The sequence below is a fragment of the Acinetobacter sp. ANC_7513 genome, from assembly GCF_056779915.1.
Genome location: NZ_JBWYIW010000014.1, coordinates 25,879 through 49,314, shown reverse-complemented (window position 1 = coordinate 49,314; position 23,436 = coordinate 25,879). Strand labels below are relative to the sequence as shown.

The 23,436-nt window shown below is 39.5% G+C and carries 22 protein-coding genes; 15 read left to right on the top strand and 7 right to left on the bottom strand.

The genetic code is table 11. The features are described from left to right. Nucleotides 1-164: 164 nt before the first annotated feature. From cysK to AC1M9B_RS13300, 4 genes are all read right to left on the bottom strand, one after another. Nucleotides 165-1,163: a cysteine synthase A gene (gene cysK, locus AC1M9B_RS13315; protein ID WP_481609275.1), complete on the bottom strand. Its 999-nt coding sequence runs from the start codon at nt 1,161-1,163 to the stop codon at nt 165-167. Nucleotides 1,164-1,285: 122 nt separating this feature from the next. After that, nucleotides 1,286-1,960 (bottom strand): class I SAM-dependent methyltransferase, encoded by a 675-nt coding sequence (locus AC1M9B_RS13310; protein ID WP_481609274.1) that lies wholly within the window; start codon nt 1,958-1,960, stop codon nt 1,286-1,288. Between the two features lie 98 nt (nt 1,961-2,058). Next, entirely contained in the window at nt 2,059-3,750 is a 1,692-nt protein-coding gene (locus AC1M9B_RS13305) for an AMP-binding protein (RefSeq protein ID WP_481609273.1), read from the bottom strand. A gap of 102 nt (nt 3,751-3,852) precedes the next feature. Continuing rightward, nucleotides 3,853-4,479, bottom strand: a complete 627-nt coding sequence (locus AC1M9B_RS13300) for a TetR/AcrR family transcriptional regulator (RefSeq protein ID WP_092768402.1) — start codon at nt 4,477-4,479, stop codon at nt 3,853-3,855. Nucleotides 4,480-4,624: 145 nt separating this feature from the next. On the opposite strand from AC1M9B_RS13300, the gene AC1M9B_RS13295 reads away from it, so the two are divergent. The 7 genes from AC1M9B_RS13295 to AC1M9B_RS13265 all read left to right on the top strand — a co-directional run bounded on the left by AC1M9B_RS13295 (nt 4,625) and on the right by AC1M9B_RS13265 (nt 12,600). After that, a complete protein-coding gene (locus AC1M9B_RS13295; protein ID WP_481609272.1) occupies nt 4,625-5,797 on the top strand; it encodes an isovaleryl-CoA dehydrogenase in 1,173 nt (390 codons plus the stop codon). 26 nt (nt 5,798-5,823) lie between these two features. Next, on the top strand, nt 5,824-7,425 hold the full coding sequence (locus tag AC1M9B_RS13290) for a carboxyl transferase domain-containing protein (RefSeq protein WP_092768407.1): 1,602 nt from the start codon (nt 5,824-5,826) through the stop codon (nt 7,423-7,425). 12 nt (nt 7,426-7,437) lie between these two features. Further along, nucleotides 7,438-8,238: an enoyl-CoA hydratase/isomerase family protein gene (locus tag AC1M9B_RS13285; RefSeq protein ID WP_481609271.1), complete on the top strand. Its 801-nt coding sequence runs from the start codon at nt 7,438-7,440 to the stop codon at nt 8,236-8,238. Nucleotides 8,239-8,251: 13 nt separating this feature from the next. Then, nucleotides 8,252-10,246: an acetyl/propionyl/methylcrotonyl-CoA carboxylase subunit alpha gene (locus tag AC1M9B_RS13280; RefSeq protein WP_481609270.1), complete on the top strand. Its 1,995-nt coding sequence runs from the start codon at nt 8,252-8,254 to the stop codon at nt 10,244-10,246. Continuing rightward, the gene (locus tag AC1M9B_RS13275; protein ID WP_481609286.1) at nt 10,246-11,178 is read left to right on the top strand and encodes a hydroxymethylglutaryl-CoA lyase; all 933 of its coding nucleotides are present in this window, start codon (nt 10,246-10,248) and stop codon (nt 11,176-11,178) included. Before AC1M9B_RS13280 ends, AC1M9B_RS13275 begins: the two co-directional genes overlap by 1 nt. A gap of 78 nt (nt 11,179-11,256) precedes the next feature. Further along, on the top strand, nt 11,257-11,961 hold the full coding sequence (locus AC1M9B_RS13270) for a CoA transferase subunit A (RefSeq protein ID WP_092768413.1): 705 nt from the start codon (nt 11,257-11,259) through the stop codon (nt 11,959-11,961). Nucleotides 11,962-11,964: 3 nt separating this feature from the next. After that, nucleotides 11,965-12,600 (top strand): CoA transferase subunit B, encoded by a 636-nt coding sequence (locus AC1M9B_RS13265; RefSeq protein WP_092768415.1) that lies wholly within the window; start codon nt 11,965-11,967, stop codon nt 12,598-12,600. Nucleotides 12,601-12,639: 39 nt separating this feature from the next. Here AC1M9B_RS13265 and AC1M9B_RS13260 read toward each other — a convergent pair whose 3' ends face one another. Together AC1M9B_RS13260 and AC1M9B_RS13255 are read right to left on the bottom strand one after the other, a co-directional pair. Continuing rightward, complete coding sequence (locus AC1M9B_RS13260) at nt 12,640-13,731, bottom strand: phospholipase A (protein WP_228143132.1); 1,092 nt, start codon at nt 13,729-13,731, stop codon at nt 12,640-12,642. A 73-nt stretch (nt 13,732-13,804) separates the two neighbouring features. Then, nucleotides 13,805-16,744, bottom strand: coding sequence for an insulinase family protein (locus AC1M9B_RS13255; RefSeq protein ID WP_481609269.1), 2,940 nt, complete (start codon nt 16,742-16,744; stop codon nt 13,805-13,807). 258 nt (nt 16,745-17,002) lie between these two features. Between AC1M9B_RS13255 and AC1M9B_RS13250 the strand changes: the two genes are divergently transcribed. The 8 genes from AC1M9B_RS13250 (at nt 17,003) to AC1M9B_RS13215 (ending at nt 22,720) form a co-directional block, all read left to right on the top strand. Continuing rightward, complete coding sequence (locus AC1M9B_RS13250; protein WP_481609268.1) at nt 17,003-18,007, top strand: adenosine kinase; 1,005 nt, start codon at nt 17,003-17,005, stop codon at nt 18,005-18,007. 16 nt (nt 18,008-18,023) lie between these two features. Next, nucleotides 18,024-18,332: a Rieske (2Fe-2S) protein gene (locus tag AC1M9B_RS13245; protein ID WP_171076765.1), complete on the top strand. Its 309-nt coding sequence runs from the start codon at nt 18,024-18,026 to the stop codon at nt 18,330-18,332. A gap of 17 nt (nt 18,333-18,349) precedes the next feature. Beyond that, nucleotides 18,350-18,964 carry an OB-fold-containig protein gene (locus AC1M9B_RS13240; RefSeq protein ID WP_035266601.1) on the top strand — a complete coding sequence of 205 codons (615 nt, stop codon included), beginning with the start codon at nt 18,350-18,352 and terminating at the stop codon, nt 18,962-18,964. Between the two features lie 411 nt (nt 18,965-19,375). Beyond that, the gene (gene cydP, locus AC1M9B_RS13235) at nt 19,376-19,567 is read left to right on the top strand and encodes a cytochrome oxidase putative small subunit CydP (RefSeq protein WP_481609267.1); all 192 of its coding nucleotides are present in this window, start codon (nt 19,376-19,378) and stop codon (nt 19,565-19,567) included. Further along, the gene (locus AC1M9B_RS13230) at nt 19,567-21,147 is read left to right on the top strand and encodes a cytochrome ubiquinol oxidase subunit I (RefSeq protein ID WP_035266593.1); all 1,581 of its coding nucleotides are present in this window, start codon (nt 19,567-19,569) and stop codon (nt 21,145-21,147) included. Before cydP ends, AC1M9B_RS13230 begins: the two co-directional genes overlap by 1 nt. Before the next feature lies 1 nt (nt 21,148). Beyond that, nucleotides 21,149-22,294: a cytochrome d ubiquinol oxidase subunit II gene (cydB, locus tag AC1M9B_RS13225; RefSeq protein WP_092768425.1), complete on the top strand. Its 1,146-nt coding sequence runs from the start codon at nt 21,149-21,151 to the stop codon at nt 22,292-22,294. Between the two features lie 26 nt (nt 22,295-22,320). Further along, entirely contained in the window at nt 22,321-22,422 is a 102-nt protein-coding gene (gene cydX, locus AC1M9B_RS13220) for a cytochrome bd-I oxidase subunit CydX (protein ID WP_035266590.1), read from the top strand. A gap of 1 nt (nt 22,423) precedes the next feature. Continuing rightward, on the top strand, nt 22,424-22,720 hold the full coding sequence (locus AC1M9B_RS13215; protein WP_092768427.1) for a cyd operon YbgE family protein: 297 nt from the start codon (nt 22,424-22,426) through the stop codon (nt 22,718-22,720). 59 nt (nt 22,721-22,779) lie between these two features. Here the strand turns inward: AC1M9B_RS13215 and AC1M9B_RS13210 are convergent, their stop codons facing one another. Further along, nucleotides 22,780-23,421: a DUF2057 family protein gene (locus tag AC1M9B_RS13210; RefSeq protein ID WP_481609266.1), complete on the bottom strand. Its 642-nt coding sequence runs from the start codon at nt 23,419-23,421 to the stop codon at nt 22,780-22,782. Nucleotides 23,422-23,436 lie beyond the last annotated feature (15 nt).

The following is a 23,436-nucleotide window of genomic DNA, read 5'->3' as shown; positions in this document are numbered from 1 at the left end:
AAATTCGCTTAAAGATATCGCGTTCAAAACTGTGAAAATAGTCGTGTGATGTAATAAATTTAAAATGATTGGTAACTTAAGAAGAGTTTAAAATTGTTTGAATCGAATAAATCACAAAAAAACGGCCATGAAGACCGTTTTTTTAGAATGCTTTGACTTTCTCATTAATCTGCTGATATATCTTCGAATAAAACTGAAGATAAATAGCGCTCTCCAGCATCAGGTAAAATCACCACTATGGTTTTACCTGCATTTTCAGGACGTTGAGCAAGTTCATGAGCGGCCGCTAATGCTGCACCACTTGAAATACCCACAAAAATCCCTTCTTTGATTGCAGATTGACGAGCAAAATCAATTGCTGTTTGATTTTCAACCGCGATAACTTCATCCACCAAATCTAAATCTAGGTTTTTAGGAATAAAGTTTGCACCAATGCCTTGGATTTTATGTGGTCCCGGAGTGAGTGTTTCGCCACGCTTCGCTTGTCCAATAATTGGTGAGTCTGCTGGTTCAACTGCAACTGAGTAAAGGGCTTGATTTTTAACTTTCTCAAAATAACGCGAAATACCAGAGATCGTACCTCCCGTACCTACACCAGCCACTAAAATATCAACCTTACCACCCGTTGCTTCAAAAATTTCAGGTCCAGTTGTAGTTTCATGAATGGCAGGATTTGCTGGGTTTTCAAATTGCTGAGGTAAATAATAAAGCTCTGGGTTCTCAGCAACAAAACGTTCTGCTTCTTGAACAGCACCATTCATCCCTTTAGCTGGATCGGTTAATACTAAATGAGCACCCAATGCTTTGAGTACTTTACGGCGCTCGATACTCATACTTGCAGGCATAGTCAGTGTGATGTCATAACCTTTAGCAGCAGCAACAAAAGCTAGCGCAATTCCAGTATTACCACTCGTAGGTTCAACAATATGCATTCCTGCTTTAAGCACACCACGTTGTTCTGCATCCGCAATCAAAGCTGCACCAACACGGCATTTTACTGAAAATGCTGGGTTACGTGCTTCCACTTTAGCAAGAACTGTAGCCCCGCCCTGTATCACACGATTAATGCGAATAAGCGGTGTATTACCAATCGCTTCAGCGTTATTACTGTATACCGCGATTCCACGATTAGAAGTTTGTGGAAATTGAGTCTCTGTGGTCATGAACAATCCTTATATTCATAAAACAATACTTTTATCATAATCCTTTTTCATTTTAGATATATAACCATTTGTAGGATTTTCATATAAGATAAAATGAATAGGTTATTCTAAATATGAAATTATCACTTTACTGCTTTTAATCCATAAAAATTAGACATTTGACAGAAAGTTCTTAAATTTTGATAACCAGCCTGAAGGTATAGATTCTTCATCTCTTTCACTGTCATTAAATTAAAGTCATCATGTATTCTTTCCAACATGACCTGACTTTGTTTTTCACTTAATCCTATTTTTGTCACCAAATTTTTTAATACTAACTGATCATTTGGTTCTTCGAATTGCATCAGATCAAAACTCAGAACCACGCCATCTTGTTTCAAAGCATGGTAAATATCACCTAAAAAACTCTTTTTGCATGCATGTGAAACAAAATGAAAAACCAAAATACTCAATACTGCATCAAAATTTTCAGGATATTTCTGGAGCACCGTCGTGTCACCTTGCAGAATTATGACTCGGTGCATTTGCTGCTTAAACTGAACGATCTGTTTTGTTTTTTCAAGCATCGCTGACGATGGATCAAACACAACAAACTCCGCCTTTGGAAAATGATCTAATAAATAATTCAGTTCAAACCCTGTTCCGCACCCGACAATGGCAATTTTAGCTTCTTCTTTGAGATGAGTTTCAAGTAGCGCCAGTATATGTAGATGCATGAGTTCATATCCTGGTATCAGCTGTCTGATATGCACATCGTAGTTTTCTACGATTTTTGGGTGATCAAAATTCTTTGCCATCTCACTCTTCGACTATTTTTAAAATTAAGCCGAACTTAGCGAACTAAGTTCGGCTTTGTTATTTTCTGCTTAAAGTTAAAAATATCACTCAATGACGATTAAGCACTCTCATCAAAAATATTGAGTTGCTCACGCATATATTCTTGGAGTTTAAACTTCTGAGCCTTACCAGAAGCAGTCATTGGGAACTCTTTAAGAAAATGTACATATCGTGGCACTTTATTATGTGAGATATTGGCTTTGCAGTAATCTTTGATCACTTGTTCAGAACATTCATGTCCTTCATGCAAAATAATACAAGCACATAACTCTTCGCCATATTTCGGGTCAGGAAGTCCAATCACTTGGACATCGCTAACAGCAGGATGTTTATATAAGAAGTCTTCAATCTCTTTAGGGAATAAATTCTCACCTCCCCGAATCACAACATCTTTAATGCGACCTTTGATTTTGATAAAGCCTTCATCATCCATTTCAGCGATATCACCGGTATGCATCCATTTTGCGACATCTACGACTTCTCGTGTTTTTTCTTCTTCATCCCAATAGCCCAGCATGACTGAGTATCCTCGTACACACAACTCTCCGAGTTTGCCACGAGGCACTACTTTACCGTGTTCATCGACTATTTTAATTTCGATATGTGGATGAACTCGACCAACAGTGCTCACTCGTTGTTCTAGCGAATCTTTGATCGAACTTTGTGCACTTACTGGCGCTGTTTCAGTCATGCCATAACAAATCGTGATATCTCGCATATGCATACGCTCAATGACGCGCTTCATGATTTCTTTTGGACATGGACTGCCAGCCATAATGCCAGTACGCAATGTAGTCAAATCAAATTCGTCAAATTGCTCATGATCAAGCATGGCAATAAACATGGTAGGCACACCATATGCCGCGGTACATTTCTCTTGTTCAATCGCATTAAGACTATCAAGAGGATTAAATACAGCTGATGGATAGATCATGGTTGATCCATGTGTAATACAGGCGAGATTACCCATCACCATACCAAAGCAATGAAATAACGGTACAGAAATACAAACTCGATCTTGAGAAGTCAGTTTGATTGCCTCTCCCACAAAATACCCGTTATTCAGAATATTATTGTGTGTCAGCATGGTCCCTTTGGGGCTACCTGTAGTTCCAGAGGTAAACTGGATATTGATGGTTTCATCGAATTGAAGACCAGATGCTATCTCATTAAGTTGATCTAACTGCTCGGAAGTCGGTTCAACCAATAAATCACTAAAGCGATAAAACCCAGTATGTTGTTGATCATCTATTTTGATCAAATACTTTAAATGCGGCAATTTTTCAGCATTTAAAACGCCATTGGTCGTATGCAAGATTTCTGGTGCGATTTGCGTCAAAATTTCTTGATAATTGGTCGTCTTAAAGGTCGATGCAATGATCAATCCTTTGCATGACACTCGATTGAGTACGTATTCTAGCTCATAACTTTTATACGCAGGATTTAAGTTGACCAAAATAATTCCAGCCTTAAAGGCTGCAAATTGTGCGATCGTCCATTCCACACAATTAGGGGACCAAATTGCTAGACGATCTCCCTTTTCTAAACCGATTTTTAATAAACTACATGCAAAAGCATTTACTTTCTCTTGTAACTGCTGATAGGTCAAACGTACATTTTGATGCACACTGACCACAGCATCCTGATCGGCATATTGTAGGCATGCTTGATCAAATTTATGGCCTATGGTCATACCCAATAAGGGTTGCTCACTGGTGCCATAGGCATAACTGAGTCGTAATTGCGTCATTGAATCATACTCCTTGATTCTATTTTCTTATATCAATCCAATATTTCGTTATTAATTACGCGATTACTCGTTTAAACATGACATCCTTTTGTGTGAATTAAATTAATTTTCCTCCTTTGCCTTAACTGCATTGACACAAAAGTCTGCAATTTGCTTAACGAAATAACCTTTATAACCGTCATCAAACATCACATTACGCGATGGATTTAAAGGTTCAATCACAACGAATGTCATCGCACCAACCACGCATAATGCAGCTGTATTTAAATCTTCAAATTCGAACTCACCATTGACCTTTCCTTCGGCAAGAATCTCCTTAATGGATTGTTTTATCAGTTGCTTACTTCTAAAACGTTCATGCTCAATCGTTGGGTCTACGGGCTCAAACATGAGTGAATATGCAAGTTGAGGGCTATTCAGAGCACGTTTTACGAAAGCAGTGACGGCCTTTGTCAACTTCTCAGTCGAAGTCCAATCATTTTTTGCAATCTGATTCAGAATATCGACCTCACCTTTGATGGCCTGTGAAAGCACTTCAATCAAAATCTGATTTTTGTTCTCAAAATAGCGATAGACCAAACCACTCGAGACACCAGATTTATCTGCAATCGCTTGCACTTGTGCATCTTTAAAACCACCACCCGCAATAAGTTCGCGCGCGGATTGCAGTATCGATTGACGATTTTGCTCCATACGCTCTTGCATCAAAGTGGATCTTTTATAACTCATAATTGTTCACCCAATCAACTAAAATGAATCATAAATCATTTTCTGAATCTATATTCACTTTTTTAAAAAATAACTGTATTGTATTTCTCAAGCAAGGACAAAATGCTTCACTGGAAATAAAAATTAAATTTTAGGATGAATGAAAATGAATTTACAGAGTATCGACTTTGGACTAGACGAAACACTAATCGCTTTACGTGATTCTGTAGCTGCATTCTGTGCAAAGGAAATCGCACCTATTGCTCAACAAGTTGATCGAGACAACTTATTTCCAGCTCACTTATGGAAAAAATTTGGTGATATGGGGTTACTTGGACTTACCGTGAGTGAAGAATACGGTGGTGTCAATCTGGGTTATTTGGCTCATATCATTGTCATGCAGGAAATTTCACGAGCATCTGCTTCCATTGGACTTTCATACGGGGCACATTCAAATCTTTGTGTGAATCAAATTAACCGTAATGGTAGCGAAGAACAAAAACAAAAATATCTTCCTAAATTAATTTCTGGCGAATATGTCGGTGCTTTGGCAATGTCTGAACCGAATGCGGGTTCAGATGTCGTTAGTATGAAATTACGAGCTGAAGATCATGGTGATCACTTTGTACTTAATGGCTCAAAAATGTGGATTACCAATGGTGGAGATGCTGACGTGCTGGTGGTTTACGCCAAAACTGACATCAATGCTGGTGCCAAAGGCATGACTGCTTTCATTATTGAAAAAGGCATGGAAGGCTTTAGTCATGGGAGTCACTTAGACAAACTCGGAATGCGTGGTTCAAATACTTATCCCCTGTTCTTTGACAATGTCAAAGTGCCTAAAGAAAACGTGATGGGTGGTGTGGGTAACGGTACAAAAGTGCTCATGAGTGGATTGGATTACGAACGTGCAGTTCTCAGTGGTGGACCACTAGGCATTATGGATGCATGTTTAGATGTGGTCATCCCATACATTCATGAACGTAAGCAATTCGGTCAATGTTTAGGTGAATTCCAACTCATGCAAGGCAAAATTGCGGATATGTATTCTACATGGTTGGCAAGCAAGGCTTTGGTTTATGCCGTGGGTGCAGCATGTGATAAAGCTGATCATGATCGTGGTTTACGTAAAGATGCAGCAAGTGCCATTCTCTACTCAGCTGAAAAAGCAACCTGGATGGCTGGTGAAGCAATTCAAACCCTTGGGGGCAATGGTTATATCAATGATTACAGCACAGGTCGATTGTGGCGTGATGCCAAACTCTATGAAATCGGTGCAGGAACTTCTGAAATTCGACGCATGTTAATTGGTCGTGAGTTATTCAACGAAACCAAATAATTCAAGTTAATACAAGGAAGTCATTGATGAACGAAATTAAAAGTAAAATCAATCCACGTAGTGAAGAGTTTAAAATCAATCAAGCTGCAATGCTTGAATTGGTCGCAGACTTAAAAAAACAAGCTCAAACCATTGCCTTAGGTGGTGGAGAAAAAGCACGTCAGAAGCATTTAGCACGTGGAAAACTATTACCGCGTGAGCGCATTGATCAACTCATTGATGCAGGAACTGCCTTTCTTGAAATTGGTCAACTCGCTGCTTATCAAGTTTATGCTGACGATGTACCAGCCGCAGGTGTGGTTGCAGGTATTGGTCAAGTGCATGGTGTGACATGCATGATCGTTGCCAATGATGCAACAGTTAAAGGAGGTACATATTATCCTTTAACTGTAAAAAAACATTTACGTGCGCAAGAAATTGCTGAACAAAATCATCTTCCTTGTATTTATATGGTCGACTCAGGCGGTGCATTTCTGCCAATGCAGGATGAAGTATTCCCTGATCGCGATCATTTTGGACGAATTTTTTACAACCAAGCACGCATGTCGAGTAAAGGTATTGCACAAATAGCCGTGGTTATGGGGAGTTGTACTGCGGGTGGCGCATATGTCCCTGCCATGTCCGATGAAACGATTATTGTCCGCAATCAAGGCACGATTTTCCTCGGTGGTCCACCTTTGGTAAAAGCTGCAACAGGTGAAGTGGTGACTGCTGAAGACCTTGGTGGTGGCGATGTTCATACCCGTTTATCTGGTGTCGCAGATCATCTTGCAGAAAGTGATGAACATGCGATTCAAATTGCACGCAATATTGTTCAAAACCTAAATATCGAACCGAAAGCATTTAAGACCGAAATTGAAGAACCACTTTATAGTGCTGAAGAACTCTATGGTGTCATTCCGAGTGACTCACGCAAACCCTTTGACATCCGTGAAGTGATTGCACGTATCGTAGATGGTTCAAGACTTGATGAATTTAAGGCTCGTTTTGGTACAACCTTAATTACAGGTTTTGCATCTATCTACGGCATGAAGGTCGGAATCATTGCCAATAACGGAATTTTATTTTCAGAGTCTGCTCAGAAAGGTGCGCATTTCATTGAACTGTGTACGCAACGCAATATTCCATTGCTCTTTATCCAAAATATCACCGGTTTCATGGTCGGTCGCCAATATGAAAATGAAGGTATTGCCAAAAATGGAGCCAAATTGGTCATGGCAGTAGCGACCGCAAATGTTCCTAAAATCACCTTGGTGGTCGGAGGTTCTTTTGGTGCAGGCAACTATGGAATGTGCGGTCGAGCATATTCTCCTCGCTTCTTATGGACTTGGCCGAATTCACGTATTTCCGTGATGGGCGGTGAACAAGCTGCTAGTGTTCTCTCCACGATTAAGCGTGATCAAATTGAGCAACGTGGTGAAACTTGGTCAGCTGAAGAAGAAGATCAATTCAAACAACCTTATCGTGATCAATTTGAAAAGCAAGGACACCCTTATTATGCATCTGCACGGTTGTGGGATGACGGTGTGATTGATCCAGCAGAATCACGTCATGTCTTAGGTCTGAGTTTGGCTGCTGCATTGAATGCACCAATTGAACCAACTCAGTTCGGCGTGTTCCGCATGTAAGGAGATAATGACATGAGTTATGAATTTTTACAGCTTGAAATTGAACGCCAAGTTGCGACCGTTTGGATTAATCGTGCTGAATTACACAATGCATTCAATACACAAGTGATAGAAGAGCTGAATCACTGTTTCACAACTTTAAATGCTAATGATGACGTTCGTGTTGTCGTTTTGGCAGGTCGTGGTAAAAGCTTTTCTGCAGGTGCGGACCTTAATTGGATGAAGCAAGCAGGTCAAGCATCAAAAGTGGAAAATGAAGAGGATGCTTTGAAACTTGCCAAAATGTTACAAAGTTTAGCCTCGCTGAAACAACCGACTATTGCACGTGTCCATGGTATTGCATTTGGCGGCGGCATGGGGCTTGCTTCAGCATGCGATATTTGTGTGGCTTCCACTGATGCTAAGTTTGCCACTTCAGAAGTGAGATTAGGTTTAGCACCTTCAACGATTAGTCCATACGTGATCCGTGCCATCGGTGCTCGTCAAGCATCTCGATATTTTCTCACTGCTGAACGTATTTCTGCAGAACAAGCAAAGCATATTGGTCTCGTCCATGAAGTTTGTCAGCCAGAACAGTTGGATGCCACCGTATTGGAAATCATTGATGCAATTTTGCTTGGTGGCCCTGAAGCTCAAGCTGCATCAAAGTCTTTGATTCGTTTAGTTGATCATCAAGAAGTCACAGAAGATTTACTGATTCAAACCGCTCAACACATTGCGCACGTACGTCAAGGTGATGAAGCCAAAAATGGCTTAACTGCTTTTTTAAATAAACAAAGCCCAGCATGGATTCAAGCAACGGCAGAACAATAAAAAGGAATTCAATATGTTTAAAAAAATTCTCATTGCAAACCGTGGCGAAATTGCATGTCGTGTGATTCGTAGTGCACAAAAATTAGGTATCGCAACCGTTGCAGTCTACTCAGATGCAGATGCCCAAGCGCAGCATGTCAAATTAGCAGATGAAGCTATCTATATTGGTGAATCCCCTGCTGCACAAAGTTATTTACAAGCAGATCGTATTATTCAAGCTGCACTAAAAACTGGAGCGGAAGCCATCCATCCAGGTTATGGTTTCCTATCTGAAAATGATCAATTTGCTGAAGCCTGTGAAAAAAACAACATTACTTTTATAGGGCCTCCAGTGGCTGCCATCTTAGCCATGGGTTTAAAGGCAACGTCTAAAGCATTAATGGAAAAAGCAGGTGTACCTCTCACCCCCGGGTACCATGGTAGCAATCAAGATGCATATTTCTTAAAACAACAAGCTGATCAGATTGGCTATCCTGTACTGATTAAAGCCAGTGCAGGTGGTGGTGGTAAAGGCATGCGCTTAGTTGAGCGTGCTGAAGACTTTCTTCCTGCACTGAACTCATGCAAAAGTGAAGCGAAATCAAGCTTTGGCAATGATGACGTTCTAATTGAACGTTATGTTGTCAATCCTCGTCATATTGAAGTGCAAGTTTTTGGTGACAAACATGGCAATTATGTTCACCTCTTTGAACGTGATTGCTCTGTGCAGCGCCGTCACCAAAAAGTCCTAGAGGAAGCCCCAGCCCCTAAAATGGCCGAAGTTAAACTCGAAGCGATGCGTGAAGCTGCGATTAATGCTGCCCGAGCAGTAGACTATGTCGGTGCTGGAACGGTTGAGTTCATTGTTGAGCAAGATGGTACAGCTTACTTCATGGAAATGAACACTCGCCTTCAAGTTGAACACCCTGTGACGGAAATGATCACAGGACAAGATTTGGTTGAATGGCAATTACGTGTTGCTTATGGTGAACCTTTGCCAAAACAACAGTCTGAATTAAAAATTCATGGCCATGCACTTGAAGCTCGTGTTTATGCAGAAGAGCCAGAGAAAGGATTTCTCCCAGCAATTGGAAAAATTAATTATCTTCATTATCCGCCTCAAAATGAATGTGTCCGTGTTGATAGTGGCATTGTGCAAGGTGATGAGATCACAACGTTCTATGATCCAATGATTGCTAAACTCATCGTATGGGGAGAAAATCGTGAAGCAGCACTCGTCCAAATGCATCATGCTTTGAGCCACTTTCATGTCGAAGGCTTAGGCAACAATATTGCATTTTTAGATCGCTTAGTGGCATGTGACTCTTTCAAAAATGCCAACCTAGATACTAATTTAATTCAGCGCGAAGATGAGTTCCTATTTAAAACCACTACTCCTTCTTCGTCTGAAACAATTGTCACAGCAGCATTTATTGAACTGCATTCTCAGTTAAATGAATCCAAGCGTACAAGCCATCCAGTTTGGAAAGCAAAACCCCTGTGGAGAAGTAATGTTGATGCGCGTACACCGATAAAACTTGAACATCTCGGACAAACGTATCAAGTTGAATTTATCTCAACTTCACAAGGGTTCGAAGCACAGCTTGATGGCGAAAGCTACGCTATCTCAGGTCAGTTGCTCAATGAAAATCTCATGGCGATCTATACCTCTTTCGGTCAAGAGAAAATCAGTTTTAAAAAAACCAATGATGCGGTCACCCTATTTAAAAATGGGCAGACTTTTAAATTTGAACTCATCAAACCTAATTTTAATACAAATGATCAATCTTCATCTGACTCAAATCTAAAAGCACCAATGCCGGGTGCAGTGACACAAGTATTTGTTTCAGCAAATCAACGTGTAAAAAAAGATGAAGTGTTATTAACGTTAGAGGCAATGAAAATGGAATACGCTATACGTGCACCATTTGATGGTGTCGTTGTCGCAGCTTATTTCCAACAAGGTGATCAAGTGAAAGCTGGTGATGAGCTGGTTGAGTTTCAAGCTGCTGAGGAGAATGCGGCATGATGAAAACAACCAATCAAACCACACCAAATCACGATAATTTTGTGAAAATCGTTGAAGTTGGACCTCGTGACGGTCTTCAGAATGAAAAAACACCCTTAACATTCGAAGACAGACGCAATCTTATTCTTGATTTGATGAAAACTGGTTTGAAGAATATCGAAGTCGGTTCTTGTGTATCTGCAAAGTGGGTACCTCAAATGGCAGAAAGTGATCAACTCTATGCTAGCCTACCACATGATGAAGATATCCAGTTCAGCTTACTGACACCAAACCTTAAGGGATTCGAGTCAGCTTTAGCTGTAGGCTGTAAAGAAGTTGCGGTTTTCACCGCTGCTTCTGAAAGCTTCACTCAAAAGAATATAAATTGTTCAATTGAGGAAAGTTTTGAGAAGTTTGCTGATGTATTACAGTTTGCTCAACAACATGATATTAAAGTACGCGGATACGTTTCATGTATCGTCGACTGCCCCTATGAAGGTCCAATTGATCCATCTAAGGTTGCTGAAGTCAGTGCAAAGTTAATTGATCTAGGTTGCTACGAAGTATCCTTGGGTGAAACCATCGGCACAGCTACACCTGATCGTGTTTCCAAAGTTTGGAATGCATGTTTGGAACGAATTGAACCACAACTTTTAGCTGGTCATTTTCACAATACCTACGGCATGGCAATTGCCAATATCTATCAATCACTGACACAAGGCATCCGCATATTTGACTCATCGATTGCAGGACTTGGCGGTTGTCCTTATGCCAAAGGTGCTTCGGGTAATGTATCCACTGAAGACTTATTTTATCTTTTGTCCAATATGGGCTATGAAACTGGCATTAACCTAGATGCCCTGATGCTTGCGAGTCGTAACATTAGTCAAGTTTTGCAACGAAACAATCCATCTAACTATGCCAATGCGTATTGGCAAAAAAAATGTGCTTAGTACGTATCAGCATTATGAAATGATGAAGATCGGAAGCTGATTCAGGATGAACAAAATAAAAATACAATGAGGTGTTCAATGACGAACAAAGTGTATGAAAGTGCTGAAAGTGCACTGAACGATATCATTCAAGATGGTCAAACCTTAGCTGTTGGTGGTTTTGGCTTATGTGGTATTCCTGAGGCTTTGATTGCTGCCCTGAAACAAACAGGAGCTAAAGAGCTGACTTGTATTTCAAACAATGCAGGTGTAGATGGTTTTGGTTTGGGATTACTACTCGAAACAAAACAAATTAAAAAAATGATCTCGTCCTATGTCGGAGAAAATAAAGAATTTGAGCGACAATACTTAAATGGTGAACTTGAAGTCGAGCTAACCCCTCAAGGCACTTTGGCTGAAAAACTCCGTGCTGGTGGAGCTGGGATTCCTGCATTTTTTACCCAAACAGGCGTAGGTACGTTGATTGCAGAAGGTAAAGAAGTACGTGAGTTCAATGGTAAAGAATATATTTTAGAACCCTCTTTAACTGCAGATGTCGCTTTGGTCAAAGCGTATAAAGCAGATAAGGCAGGTAACCTAATCTTTAGGAAAACAGCTCAAAATTTTAATCCCGTTTGTGCGATGGCTGGGAAAATCACAGTCGCTGAAGTTGAGGAAATTGTAGAGATCGGTGAGCTCGATCCCGATTCGATACATTTGCCCGGCATTTATGTAAATCGTATCGTTCTTAACACTACACCAGAAAAAAGAATCGAACAAATGACCTTAAAGGCGGAGGCATAAGTTATGGCATGGACGCGTAATGAAATGGCACAACGAGCTGCCTTGGAACTCGAAGATGGATTTTATGTCAATTTAGGGATTGGATTGCCTACATTGGTTGCGAACTATATTCCTGAAAATATCAATGTTTGGCTCCAATCTGAAAATGGTTTGCTGGGAATTGGCGAATTTCCAACAAAAGAAACCGTAGATGCTGACCTGATTAATGCGGGTAAGCAAACTGTTACGGCGCGAGCAGGCGCTGCATTTTTTTCCAGTGCTGATTCATTTGCCATGATCCGTGGTGGGCACGTGAATATAGCTATACTTGGCGCTATGGAAGTCTCTGAGCAAGGTGATCTTGCGAATTGGATGATTCCAGGGAAAAAAGTCAAAGGTATGGGTGGAGCAATGGATTTGGTGGCTGGCGTACAAAAAGTCGTCGTGCTAATGGAACATTGTGCCAAAGATGGCACCCCAAAAATTGTTCCGCAATGTTCACTGCCCCTTACAGGTAAAGCAGTCGTTCATCGCGTGATTACAGATCTAGGGGTTTTGGATATCACGCCTCAAGGGGTAAAACTGATAGAACTGGCTCATGACGTCAACTTTGATGAGATACAGAAAGTGACTGGAGTTCCCCTAATTCAATCGCAATAAGATCGCTAAAAAAACCACGCCTAAGCGTGGTTTTTTTATTTAGAAAGCATTCATTAAAGAAACGCCAATACCCGCATAGGTAGCACGATGATTATAATCAATCAAACTCTCACCATACCCATCGAATAATTGAAAATGACCTCTAAGTTTGCCACTGATTGGAAATGCCCAATCAAATTGAACAGCTCCTCGAGAATCATCCCCACCCTTAAGTGAATGTCTTAACATCAAACTAAAATCATGATCATTCCAACGGTAAAAAGTCGTTAAATCACCACGACCAATATAGTTTTTAATGTCAGGATTGTTATCATCATTGAAATCTTCTTCGATTCGATACCAAGGTCGAATCATCATAGCGAAATTATCACGCTCAAATCCTAAGTTCAGCATCACACGGTTCCAACTACGTGATAAAGGATCCGAACGTCCATTTGATTGATGATTCAGCGTTAAACCGAGTAAGCGACCATTTAAACCTAAAAATTCATAGTTGGTTCTAAACACAATACTTGCTTCAGGTTCATAATTCGTTTCACGAAATGGTCGTGATTCTTCAGAGTTGTAAACCTGCCAACGAGAGGACTGGGTATAACCCAACCAAATATCGCCATTATTCCCGATTAAGTTTTCAACAGCTTTAGTTTTGAGTGAAATTTGAAACTTGGACTCTAAAGACTTTAAATTTTGATCATCTTCTACGGTATTTTGAGGATTTGGGCTCGATGGAAATTCGTTCTTATCAGACGTCCAAAATGCAGGAAGTAAATATACAGGTTGATGTGCGCGTATATTCCATGTACCTAATTTACTGTCTTCAGCCAATTCCCATCGTTTATCAAGCAACGATGAATTCGGTGTAATTACAGGACCTTCCACCGAAAACAAGTTTTCAACTTTTTGTTCGATTTTAGACTTTAAATCCTGTGGTTCAACCTGCGGTGCTGGTATTTCACGCGCAGCCTGACGCTCAGAAACATAAGCAGGTTGCTCAAGTTCAGGGGCTTTGAACAATGCATCATAACAGGCTAAACGCTCTGCATTTGAATCAAGTGCAACACACGCTTGTGGTGACGCTGGATTCGCTGGTACCACATCTGTTGCCCAAACTGTCTGTATAGGCAAACACATAAACGACGACACACCCAACCATATTGGTGAACGTTTTATTCTATTTCGCATTGGCTAAGCCCCATTTTTAATTTTAATTCACTTGTTTTATTGAAAACCCAAGTTCTGCAAGTTGCTCTTTTTTAGCCATTGGTGCTACAACAGCCTTCGTTGGTTTTTGATTCACTAAATACGTTTCTGCTACACGCTTTAGATCATCTAACGTTACATTGAGCAAACGCTCTCGTAAAGTTTTTCTGAATTGAGGCGTGCGTCCATGCAATAATGCATAACATGCAGTAATTGCTTCACCTGCTGGAGAACCTGGCTTATCCATGCTCGATACAAGACCCAGAATCGCCTCTTCAAGTTGGTGTGGTTTTTGTTCAGTATTCAATAACCAATCAATACTTGCTTCAAAATCTTGGAAAGTTTCTGCTAAACGTGGATCACGATAACTATAGAATCTAAATGCACAAGCATTGCCATCATAGCTTGCACCACCACCATAAGCGCCTCCTTTTTCACGGATTGCACTGTGTAGGAAACCATTTCGTAGATAAGCCGCAAGCACCATTAACGGTGCTGCATCCGGATGAGAAACTTCAACTGCTGGATAAGCAGAAGCACAGAATTGGACATTGGATTGAATCAGCCATGCTTCATCATTTTGTGTTTGTTCAAAATTAACTTCAGCAAGACGCACTGGTTCACGATTCACTTCAAGTTTATCCCAAACATTTTGAATTTCTTCAATTAAACGTTCAGACTGCTGCTCTTCACAGACCAGTAGAAACTGTTTAGGCGCGAGTAACAACAAACGGTGAATATTTTGCAACTCTTGAATGAGGTGCGCATAAGCTTGCTCATCTGTTTCGATGCTTTGAACAAGCTCGCTCAACCAATTAAGCGCACCTAAGCCAGTATTATTATAATCACGTAATGCCAATGCACTCATATTACGAGAAGCGATCTGCATGGCATAGCTATGTCCAGAACCAGACAAACGGGATGCCCAACGCGTCTTACGTTGTTGTAAGAGTTCAATAATACGATCCTTTTCATCAAAACGTAGTTTTTCAAATGCCAATTTTAACAATTGAATCGTATCTAGTTTGTGGGCAAGCGATTTGGTTGTCAGCGTTAAAAATGCGCTAATTTTACCTTTATCATCAACTTTACTACGTAGAGATGCCCCCATACCAAGGCCACCACTTACCGCTGTTTGTAATTGCTGTAATTCTAAATAATTATATTGACCTGCACCGACCTCGCCCATGAGCACGGAGAGTAAGTTAAAATATGGTGATTTCACGACTTGATCAGGAATTTGAATAATCACTTGTTGGTAATAAATTCCATTAGTACCAGCATGGTATAAGTTCAAAGGTGTATCTAAGTTATTAGAAATGATTTCTCGCAATTGACCTTGAACGACTGGAAGCTCAGCGGGTATATCTTCTAGACCAACTTTCGGCAATAAATCTAAGTTGTCAGGAGTCGCCTGTCTTTCATTTAATGCCTCAGTTTGGCGTACAATTTCCGCTTTTTCGGCATCTGTTAAGCGTGCGCCTATATCAGCTAAACGCTGTTTTTCTGCTTCAGCCTCTAATTTCGACTTATTCGCATCTGGTACAAGCGTCATCTGTACACGATGCGGATTATCAATCAAATGGGTCTTAATCAGATTAGGCAACCACATCGGGTCTTTCAACTGCTCTTTCACTTGCTCAATGGTCGAATCTACGTCCCAAACATGTATTGGATCATTATGATGAATTGCACTGCTTAAACCATTGAGGATGAGGCTTAGACCATAAGGCGTGCCATCTCCACCAATTTCTCGTTGGTGTAATTCAATTTGATGCAAAATCGCATCAACCAATGACTGATCTACAGGCTTCGAGGCAACCTCGTTCAGCACATTCAACACACCGTTTTTGAATGTTTCTGCATGTTCAGGATTTGAACCTTGAATACCGCAGTAGAAAGTCATTTCATAGTTAGAATCATCAAGACCTAAAATTGGTCCTGTAGATTGAGCATAACCACACGTTTCTAAATAGTGACGTAATGGTGAAGCAGAATCTTCCAATAAGATCCCTTCAGCCAAACGTAAGCCTAAACGAAGTTGAATATCACTAGATTCAGGAAGTAACCATGCCAGTACATGGTAGGTTTTATCTTTCAAATCTTCAGCATCTACCGCGTAAGTCTCTGTCACCTCAATAGGTGCTTCTAGACGCTGTTCTGGTGTCGAATATAAGGTTTGACCTTTCTTAAACTTAGATAACGCTAAAGTTTCAAACTGCTCTTGTAACTCATAGGCAGATTGATTACCAAAAGTCATGAAAATAGCATTACTTGGATGGTAATGTGACTTATAGAAACTGACTAACTCTTCGTAAGTTAAATCAGGAATATCCTTCGGATCACCACCTGAATTATAGTGGTAAGTCGTTTTAGGGAATAAATGATGAGCAAGTTGGTGATATAACTGATCTGAAGGTGAACTCATTGCACCTTTCATTTCATTAAAAACCACACCCTTGTAAACAGGCTCACCATTCTCCAACTCAATTCGGATACCTTCTTGAGCGAAATCCAAAGGGTTTAAATTGGCTGCAAATGCTGCATCCAAATAGACGGAAAGTAAGTTTTGGAAATCTTTTTTATTCTGTGTCGCAAATGGATAAGCTGTCCAATCGGCAGCTGTAAATGCGTTCATAAACGTATTTAGAGAACGACGAATCATTAAAAAGAATGGATCACGTACAGGAAATTTTTCAGAACCACATAATGCAGTATGCTCAAGAATGTGTGCTTCGCCTTTTGAATCCATCGGTTGTGTACGGAAAGCAACTAAAAAAACATTTTCATCATGTTCAGTTGCTAGATGAAAATGCACAGCGTCAGTTTCTTTATGACGGTATTCTGAAACTAATATATCGAGTGCGGCTACATGATGTTGACGTACCAACTGAAACGCGGGATGAACGGTGTTTTGAATGGTTTCAGTAACATCTACGGTCATGTGTGCTCCTTAATTTACATAAATTTTAACAAAGATCATTATACTGATAGTTCAATACAATTCATCATTTATACAACAAACTCCAACTATTTTCCGAGTAAAATAGTCAGATTAAAACTAAATCAATAAAACTATATCTGAATTAAATGATTCATTTCGATTAAATGTGGGTTAAAGCTTGAAAATCAAGCTATACGCTACTGAATTCAATCGCATTGGTGTAAAATCGTTTTCTTTTTTCGTGATGTGAATTTAGACATGGCTAAAGTTGACCTTTTTGCGATTGGCAATGCCCTCATTGACCAAGAATTCAAAGTATCTGATGAATTTCTTTTAGAGCAAAATTTGCAAAAAGGTACTATGCAGCTTACAGATGGGGAAACTCAAGCCCGTCTATTTCAAAACTTAAAAAATTCTCAAGAATATAAAGGTCAAGCCTCTGGGGGATCTGCAGCTAACTCAACAGTGGCTTTTAGTGCCTTAGGTGGTCAAGCGTTTTATGGATGCCGTGTCGGCAATGATGATCTTGGAGCGTTGTACTTAAAAGGTCTAAATGATGCAGGAATACAAACCTCTGAACGTTCGATCAGTGAAGGCGTAACTGGGACTTGCATGGTTTTGGTCAGTCCTGATTCAGAACGTACCATGCATACTTTCTTAGGTATTACAGCTGAACTCAGTAATGAACAAATTGATTTTGAAGCGCTAAAAACCGCTAAATGGTTATATATAGAGGGTTACCTTTCTACGAGTGATACGGCACGAGCTGCCGTGAAGCAAGCGCGTGCAATTGCGAAAGCAAATAATGTTAAAATTGCGTTAACGCTCTCTGATCCTGCTATGGTGCAGTACGCGCGTACAGGCTTGGACGAATTATTAGATGATGGTGTAGATGTTCTATTCTGTAATGAACAAGAAGCATTGATGTATACACAAACTGATGACTTAAAAAATGCTCTTGCTGCACTTAAAAAATTAAGCTCTACCGTCATTATTACGCTTGGAGCAGATGGCGCTCTTGTAGCAACGGAATCAACTGAACTTCAAGTGAAAGGACGTAAAGTTGTTGCTTTAGACACGAACGGTGCTGGTGATGCTTTCTCTGGTGCATTTTTATATGCATTAAATGCTGGTAAAGATTTACAAACAGCGACTGAATTGGCTATTTTAATCTCAAGCCAAGTGGTTGCTCAATTTGGTCCACGTTTAGACGTAGCTGATTACGCTAAACTTCTTAAAGAATTTCAAATAGAAGTCGCATAAAATGAATAAAATTTGCATGACTGAAGACATTCCTGAAAGAGAATCTCGATCTTTTGAAACTGAAAATGGTGACAACATTTTCATTACGCAACGAGATGGTTGCTTCTATGCGTATCAAAATGTATGCCCACATTTGCAAGTTGAGCTCGAGTTTCTTGAAAATCAATTCTTAGATCGTGATCAAGAGTTCATTGAATGCTCTACTCATGGTGCTTTATTTGATGTAGAAACTGGTGTGTGCATTTCAGGCCCATGCCAAGGTGAATCTTTAGAAAAAGTCGAGATTAAAGTTCATTCTGATGGTGGAATTTACTTAGAATCTTAAGTCATGAGGTGAAGGACATGCTGGCATTTTTAATGGAAATTGATTTAATGCCATTTCATATGTGCGTGTTTGCATTGCTAATGCTCAGCATGGCTGAAACCTTAGGCTATTTTGTTGGCTTAAGACCTAGTCAATTTATAAAAAAATTAACACCTTATTGGCTTATTCGCCTTCCTTTGCTTCAAGTTAAATTTTCCAAAGTTCTCATTCTTGTTTTTTTTCTGATCAATTTTAGTTTTGCTGGATATTTTCTTCAGCTCATTGTATTTGCAAGCCAGAAAACCTTTCTAGCTTGGTACTATGTTTTATTACCCGCTTTAATTATCGCAATCTTCTTTACGGTATTTATGATTCATTGTTTGGATCAAGTAATCAAACCCAAATACAAATCAGAGCACTCAAATTTGCTTGGTCGACTAGCAACTGTTTCTAGTGGTAATGCACGACCTGGTTTCTCTGCTCAAGCACGCGTTCGCGATGAATTCGGTCAATTACATTATGTACAAGTTGAACCAGAGTTTGGGGAACTTGAATTTCAATCTCAAATCCTCCTGATCCGTGCAAAAAGATCTCATTTTATTGCTAAAAAAATTGCAAAAACAAATCAACTTTTCAATGTTGATCAGCATTAATTAGGTATTACCCCCACTTCAATTATATGCATTTGATTTGAAAATAGTTCATTCAAGGTATTTTTGACGCCTATTAAATTTAAATCCAATCAACTCAACGATTATATAAAATTAATACAATATTTATAACCAACTATTTTAATCAGATTTAAAACCAACTAATTTAATAAACTTTAAAACAATAATCCTATTATTTTAGTTGGAATTAAAACATTAATACCAAGTATTTTAGTCTATTTTATTTTTTAATATAACCATTTTAGTAGGATTTAATTTTATTAAAAATAAAAATTATAAATAACTGTTTTTATTATATTTTTTATATTAAAAATATTTATGACTATAAAGTATTTATTTTAAATAAAAAAAAGATAATAATAATTAAAATAGATTCAAATAATGCATTTAAATATGATGATTAAACCTTCAAGTTTAAATAAAAATTTAATCAAAGAGATTACTATGATTCTTATTATCAAAGTAATCATTCTTATCGTGATTAAAAATATCTGGTTTGATGCACCTACCATTCCCAAAAACTTTGACCATCAAGTCGCTGAACGAATTACGGGCAGCGAACTTAAAATGAAGGAGACACGTTGATGATTTCTGAAAGCGTGGTCGATCTATCGCGGTTTCAATTTGCAATGACCGCAATGTATCACTTTATATTTGTACCCCTCACTCTAGGTTTGGCATTTATCCTTGCCATCATGGAAACCACCTATGTCATTACAGGCAAAGAGATTTACCGAGACATGACCAAGTTTTGGGGTAAGTTATTCGGGATCAACTTTGCTTTAGGGGTAACCACTGGACTAACGATGGAATTCCAGTTTGGTACAAACTGGGCTTACTACTCACATTATGTAGGTGACATTTTTGGTGCACCATTAGCAATCGAAGGATTAATGGCCTTCTTTTTAGAATCTACTTTTATTGGTTTATTCTTTTTCGGCTGGGAACGTCTTTCTAAAGTCCAACATTTATGTGTGACATGGTTAGTGGCTTTAGGCTCTAATATGTCAGCACTTTGGATCTTGGTTGCAAATGGTTGGATGCAAAACCCTGTCGGTGCCGCATTTAACTATGAAACCATGCGTATGGAACTGGTAGATTTTGCCGCACTAATCTTTAACCCAGTGGCACAAGTTAAATTTGTCCATACTGTTTCTGCGGGTTACGTGACTGGTGCAATTTTTGTATTGGCAATTTCAAGTTATTACCTACTTAAAAAACGTGATTTGGCCTTTGCCCGTCGTTCATTTGCCATTGCTGCTATTTTCGGTCTTGCTTCGACATTATCCGTAATTTTACTGGGTGATGAATCAGGATATGAATTAGGTGATGTTCAGAAAACCAAACTCGCTGCAATTGAAGCAGAATGGGATACACATCCAGCACCAGCTGCATTCACATTATTTGGTATCCCCAATCCCGAGACGCAAACAACAGACTATGCTGTGAAAATTCCATATGTCATGGGTTTAATTGCGACTCGCTCTACAACTGAACAAGTCACAGGGATCAAAGATTTAATCGCACAACATGAGCAACGTATCCGTAATGGTATGGTCGCTTATGCACAGCTTGAACAACTTCGTGCTGGAGATCAATCACCAGAACTCAAAGCTGCATTTGACGAGACTCAAAAAGATTTGGGTTATGGTCTATTGTTGAAGAAATACACACCAACTGTGGTTGATGCTACTGAACAACAAATTAAATCTGCAGCTTTAGATACTATCCCTCATGTTCCAAGTTTATTTTGGGCATTTAGAGCGATGGTGGCGTCAGGTTTCTTAATGCTCTTGTTGTTCATTCTTGCAACGTATGCCGTCATGAAACGTAATGCTGAAAATAAAACTTGGTTGCTCAAGTTTGCACTGATCGCCCTTCCACTTCCATGGATTGCAGCTCAAACAGGTTGGTACGTTGCTGAAGTTGGTCGTCAACCATGGACTATTGGTGAAGTTTTACCAACACACCTATCTGCATCAAGTATTAGTTCAGCGGATGTATGGGGTTCAATTTTAGCACTCGCTGCTTTCTATACAGTGCTGCTCATCATAGAAATGTATTTAATGATCAAGTTCTCAAGACTAGGACCAAGCTCTTTACATACTGGAAAGTATCATTTCGAAAAACTAGCAGCAGCCAATAAGTCAACTGAGGAGATTTAACATGATTGAATATGAACTTCTCAAAATCATTTGGTGGGTATTGGTCGGCGTCCTCCTTATTGGGTTTGCTTTGACTGATGGATTTGATATGGGCTCTATGGCACTGATGCCGTTCGTCGGTAAAGACGATGAAGAGCGTCGTGCTGCTATCAACACCATTGCACCACATTGGGATGGAAACCAAGTTTGGTTTATTACGGCGGGTGGTGCACTTTTCGCAGCTTGGCCAATGGTATATGCAACAGCTTTCTCGGGTATGTACTGGGCGCTGTTACTCGTATTATTTGCTTTATTCCTTAGACCTGTTGGTTTTGACTATCGCTCTAAGCTCGAAAATACTAAATGGCGTAATGCTTGGGATTGGGGCTTATGTATTGGCGGCGCAGTACCAGCACTCGTTTTTGGTGTTGCATTTGGCAATATGTTCCTTGGCATCCCCTTTACACTTGATGAAACTGTTCGTTCAACTTACACAGGAAGCTTCTTTGCACTTTTAAATCCATTTGCCTTGGTCTGTGGATTGGTCAGTTTGACGATGCTTGCTGCGCATGGTGGTGCATGGTTAATGCTACGCACTGAAGGTGCATTAAGAACACGCTCTGCTCAAGCTACACGATATATGGGTATTCTTTTTCTCATCTGTTTTCTCGGTGCTGGTGCATGGTTGTATTTCGGCAATATCGAAGGCTACACGCTTGTAACACCTTATGATACGAATGGTGTAGCTAATCCACTTGCTAAAGAAGTACTCACTAATGCCAATCATGGCTGGATGAACAATTATTCTATTTATCCAATCACAATATTGGCACCGGTAATGGCGATTATCGGAGGAATAATTGTGGTTTTAGCATCGTCTAAAAATAAAGCGGGACTTAGTTTTCTGGGTACATCGTTCGCTGTGATTGGCACAATTCTCACTGCTGGTTTTGCCCTATTCCCATTCCTGATGCCATCTAGTATTCATCCAAACATTAGCTTGACGATGTGGGATGCAGTATCTAGCCAAATGACGCTTTCAGTAATGACTGTTGCTGCATGTATTTTTGTTCCACTGATCTTGGCATACACCACTTGGTGTTACTACAAAATGTGGGGTGTGATCACCAAGAAACATATTCAAGACCACACGCATAGTCTGTATTAAAACCGAATCACTGTTAGGAGATAATTATGTGGTACTTCGCATGGATACTAGGTGTGTTAATGGCATGTTTCGCGAGTGTACTTGCAGCCATTTACATGGAACAACATCAAGACTTAGATGGTGAATGAAATGAGTGAGCTTGCAATGTCAAATTCTGAAAAACGTAAATACTCATTCGCAATGATCATTTCATTTCTGATGGCATTGCCTCTCGCTACCATATTACTCATCCACCCAAGTCTGATGTTGGATGCAAGTGGTAATTACAGTCATCGTGCCATGATGCTGATTATGATTGGAATATCTGGTGGATTTATCCATGGCGTAGGGTTTATACCACGTTATTGGATATGGAAGTATTTATTTAGTCCATTTGTAGCATGGCCATTGATGATTTATGGTTACTATACTTGGCTGTTCACTTAATTTATAAAAAAGCCCTCTATGAGGGCTTTTTTATATCTGTTTATGAAATATTAAATGTTTTATTGCGTTGCAAGCCAAGTCATAAATTTTTGACGTTCCTGCTTTGAAGAATTTTTCCATACTTCAATCAACGTCTGACCAACATGAGTATTTGAATTTGTATTTTTAATGTCAGCTTGTTCCACTGTTTGAGTATTTATTGATGATGAACTTGACTTAGTCATTGGGCTAACTTGTGGATCATTATGCAATATCTGATTGATCGTACCGCCTAGCAAACTTTGCGAGGTCATTTGAACAATCAGATTATTTGAAATGAGTTGATTATTTTGATTATAAATTGCCAATTGAGGATTTTTGGCGAATGTTTTTGCTTGGTCCAAATCTCGTGGTGGATGAATTAAATCCAATTTGTATGACTTATTATCCTCTAGGGCTGGCAATTTCAAAGTAAGAATATCCGACTTTACGATCTCATGATTATTTAAAGGTAGTTCAAAGTATTGATTATATCGAACATTCACCCAAGGTTGATTCACATCAATTTGGTATTGTTTTTTTGATTTAAATAGTCCTGATTTAACCTCTTGATTATTCAATGAAATTACGACCAGTTCCTCTGGAACCACCAAGGTCGCCGCTGCAAAAATTTGACTGCTCAAACCCGTAAATATCAATGCAGACGCAATTTTTAATTTCATAAATAACTCAATATT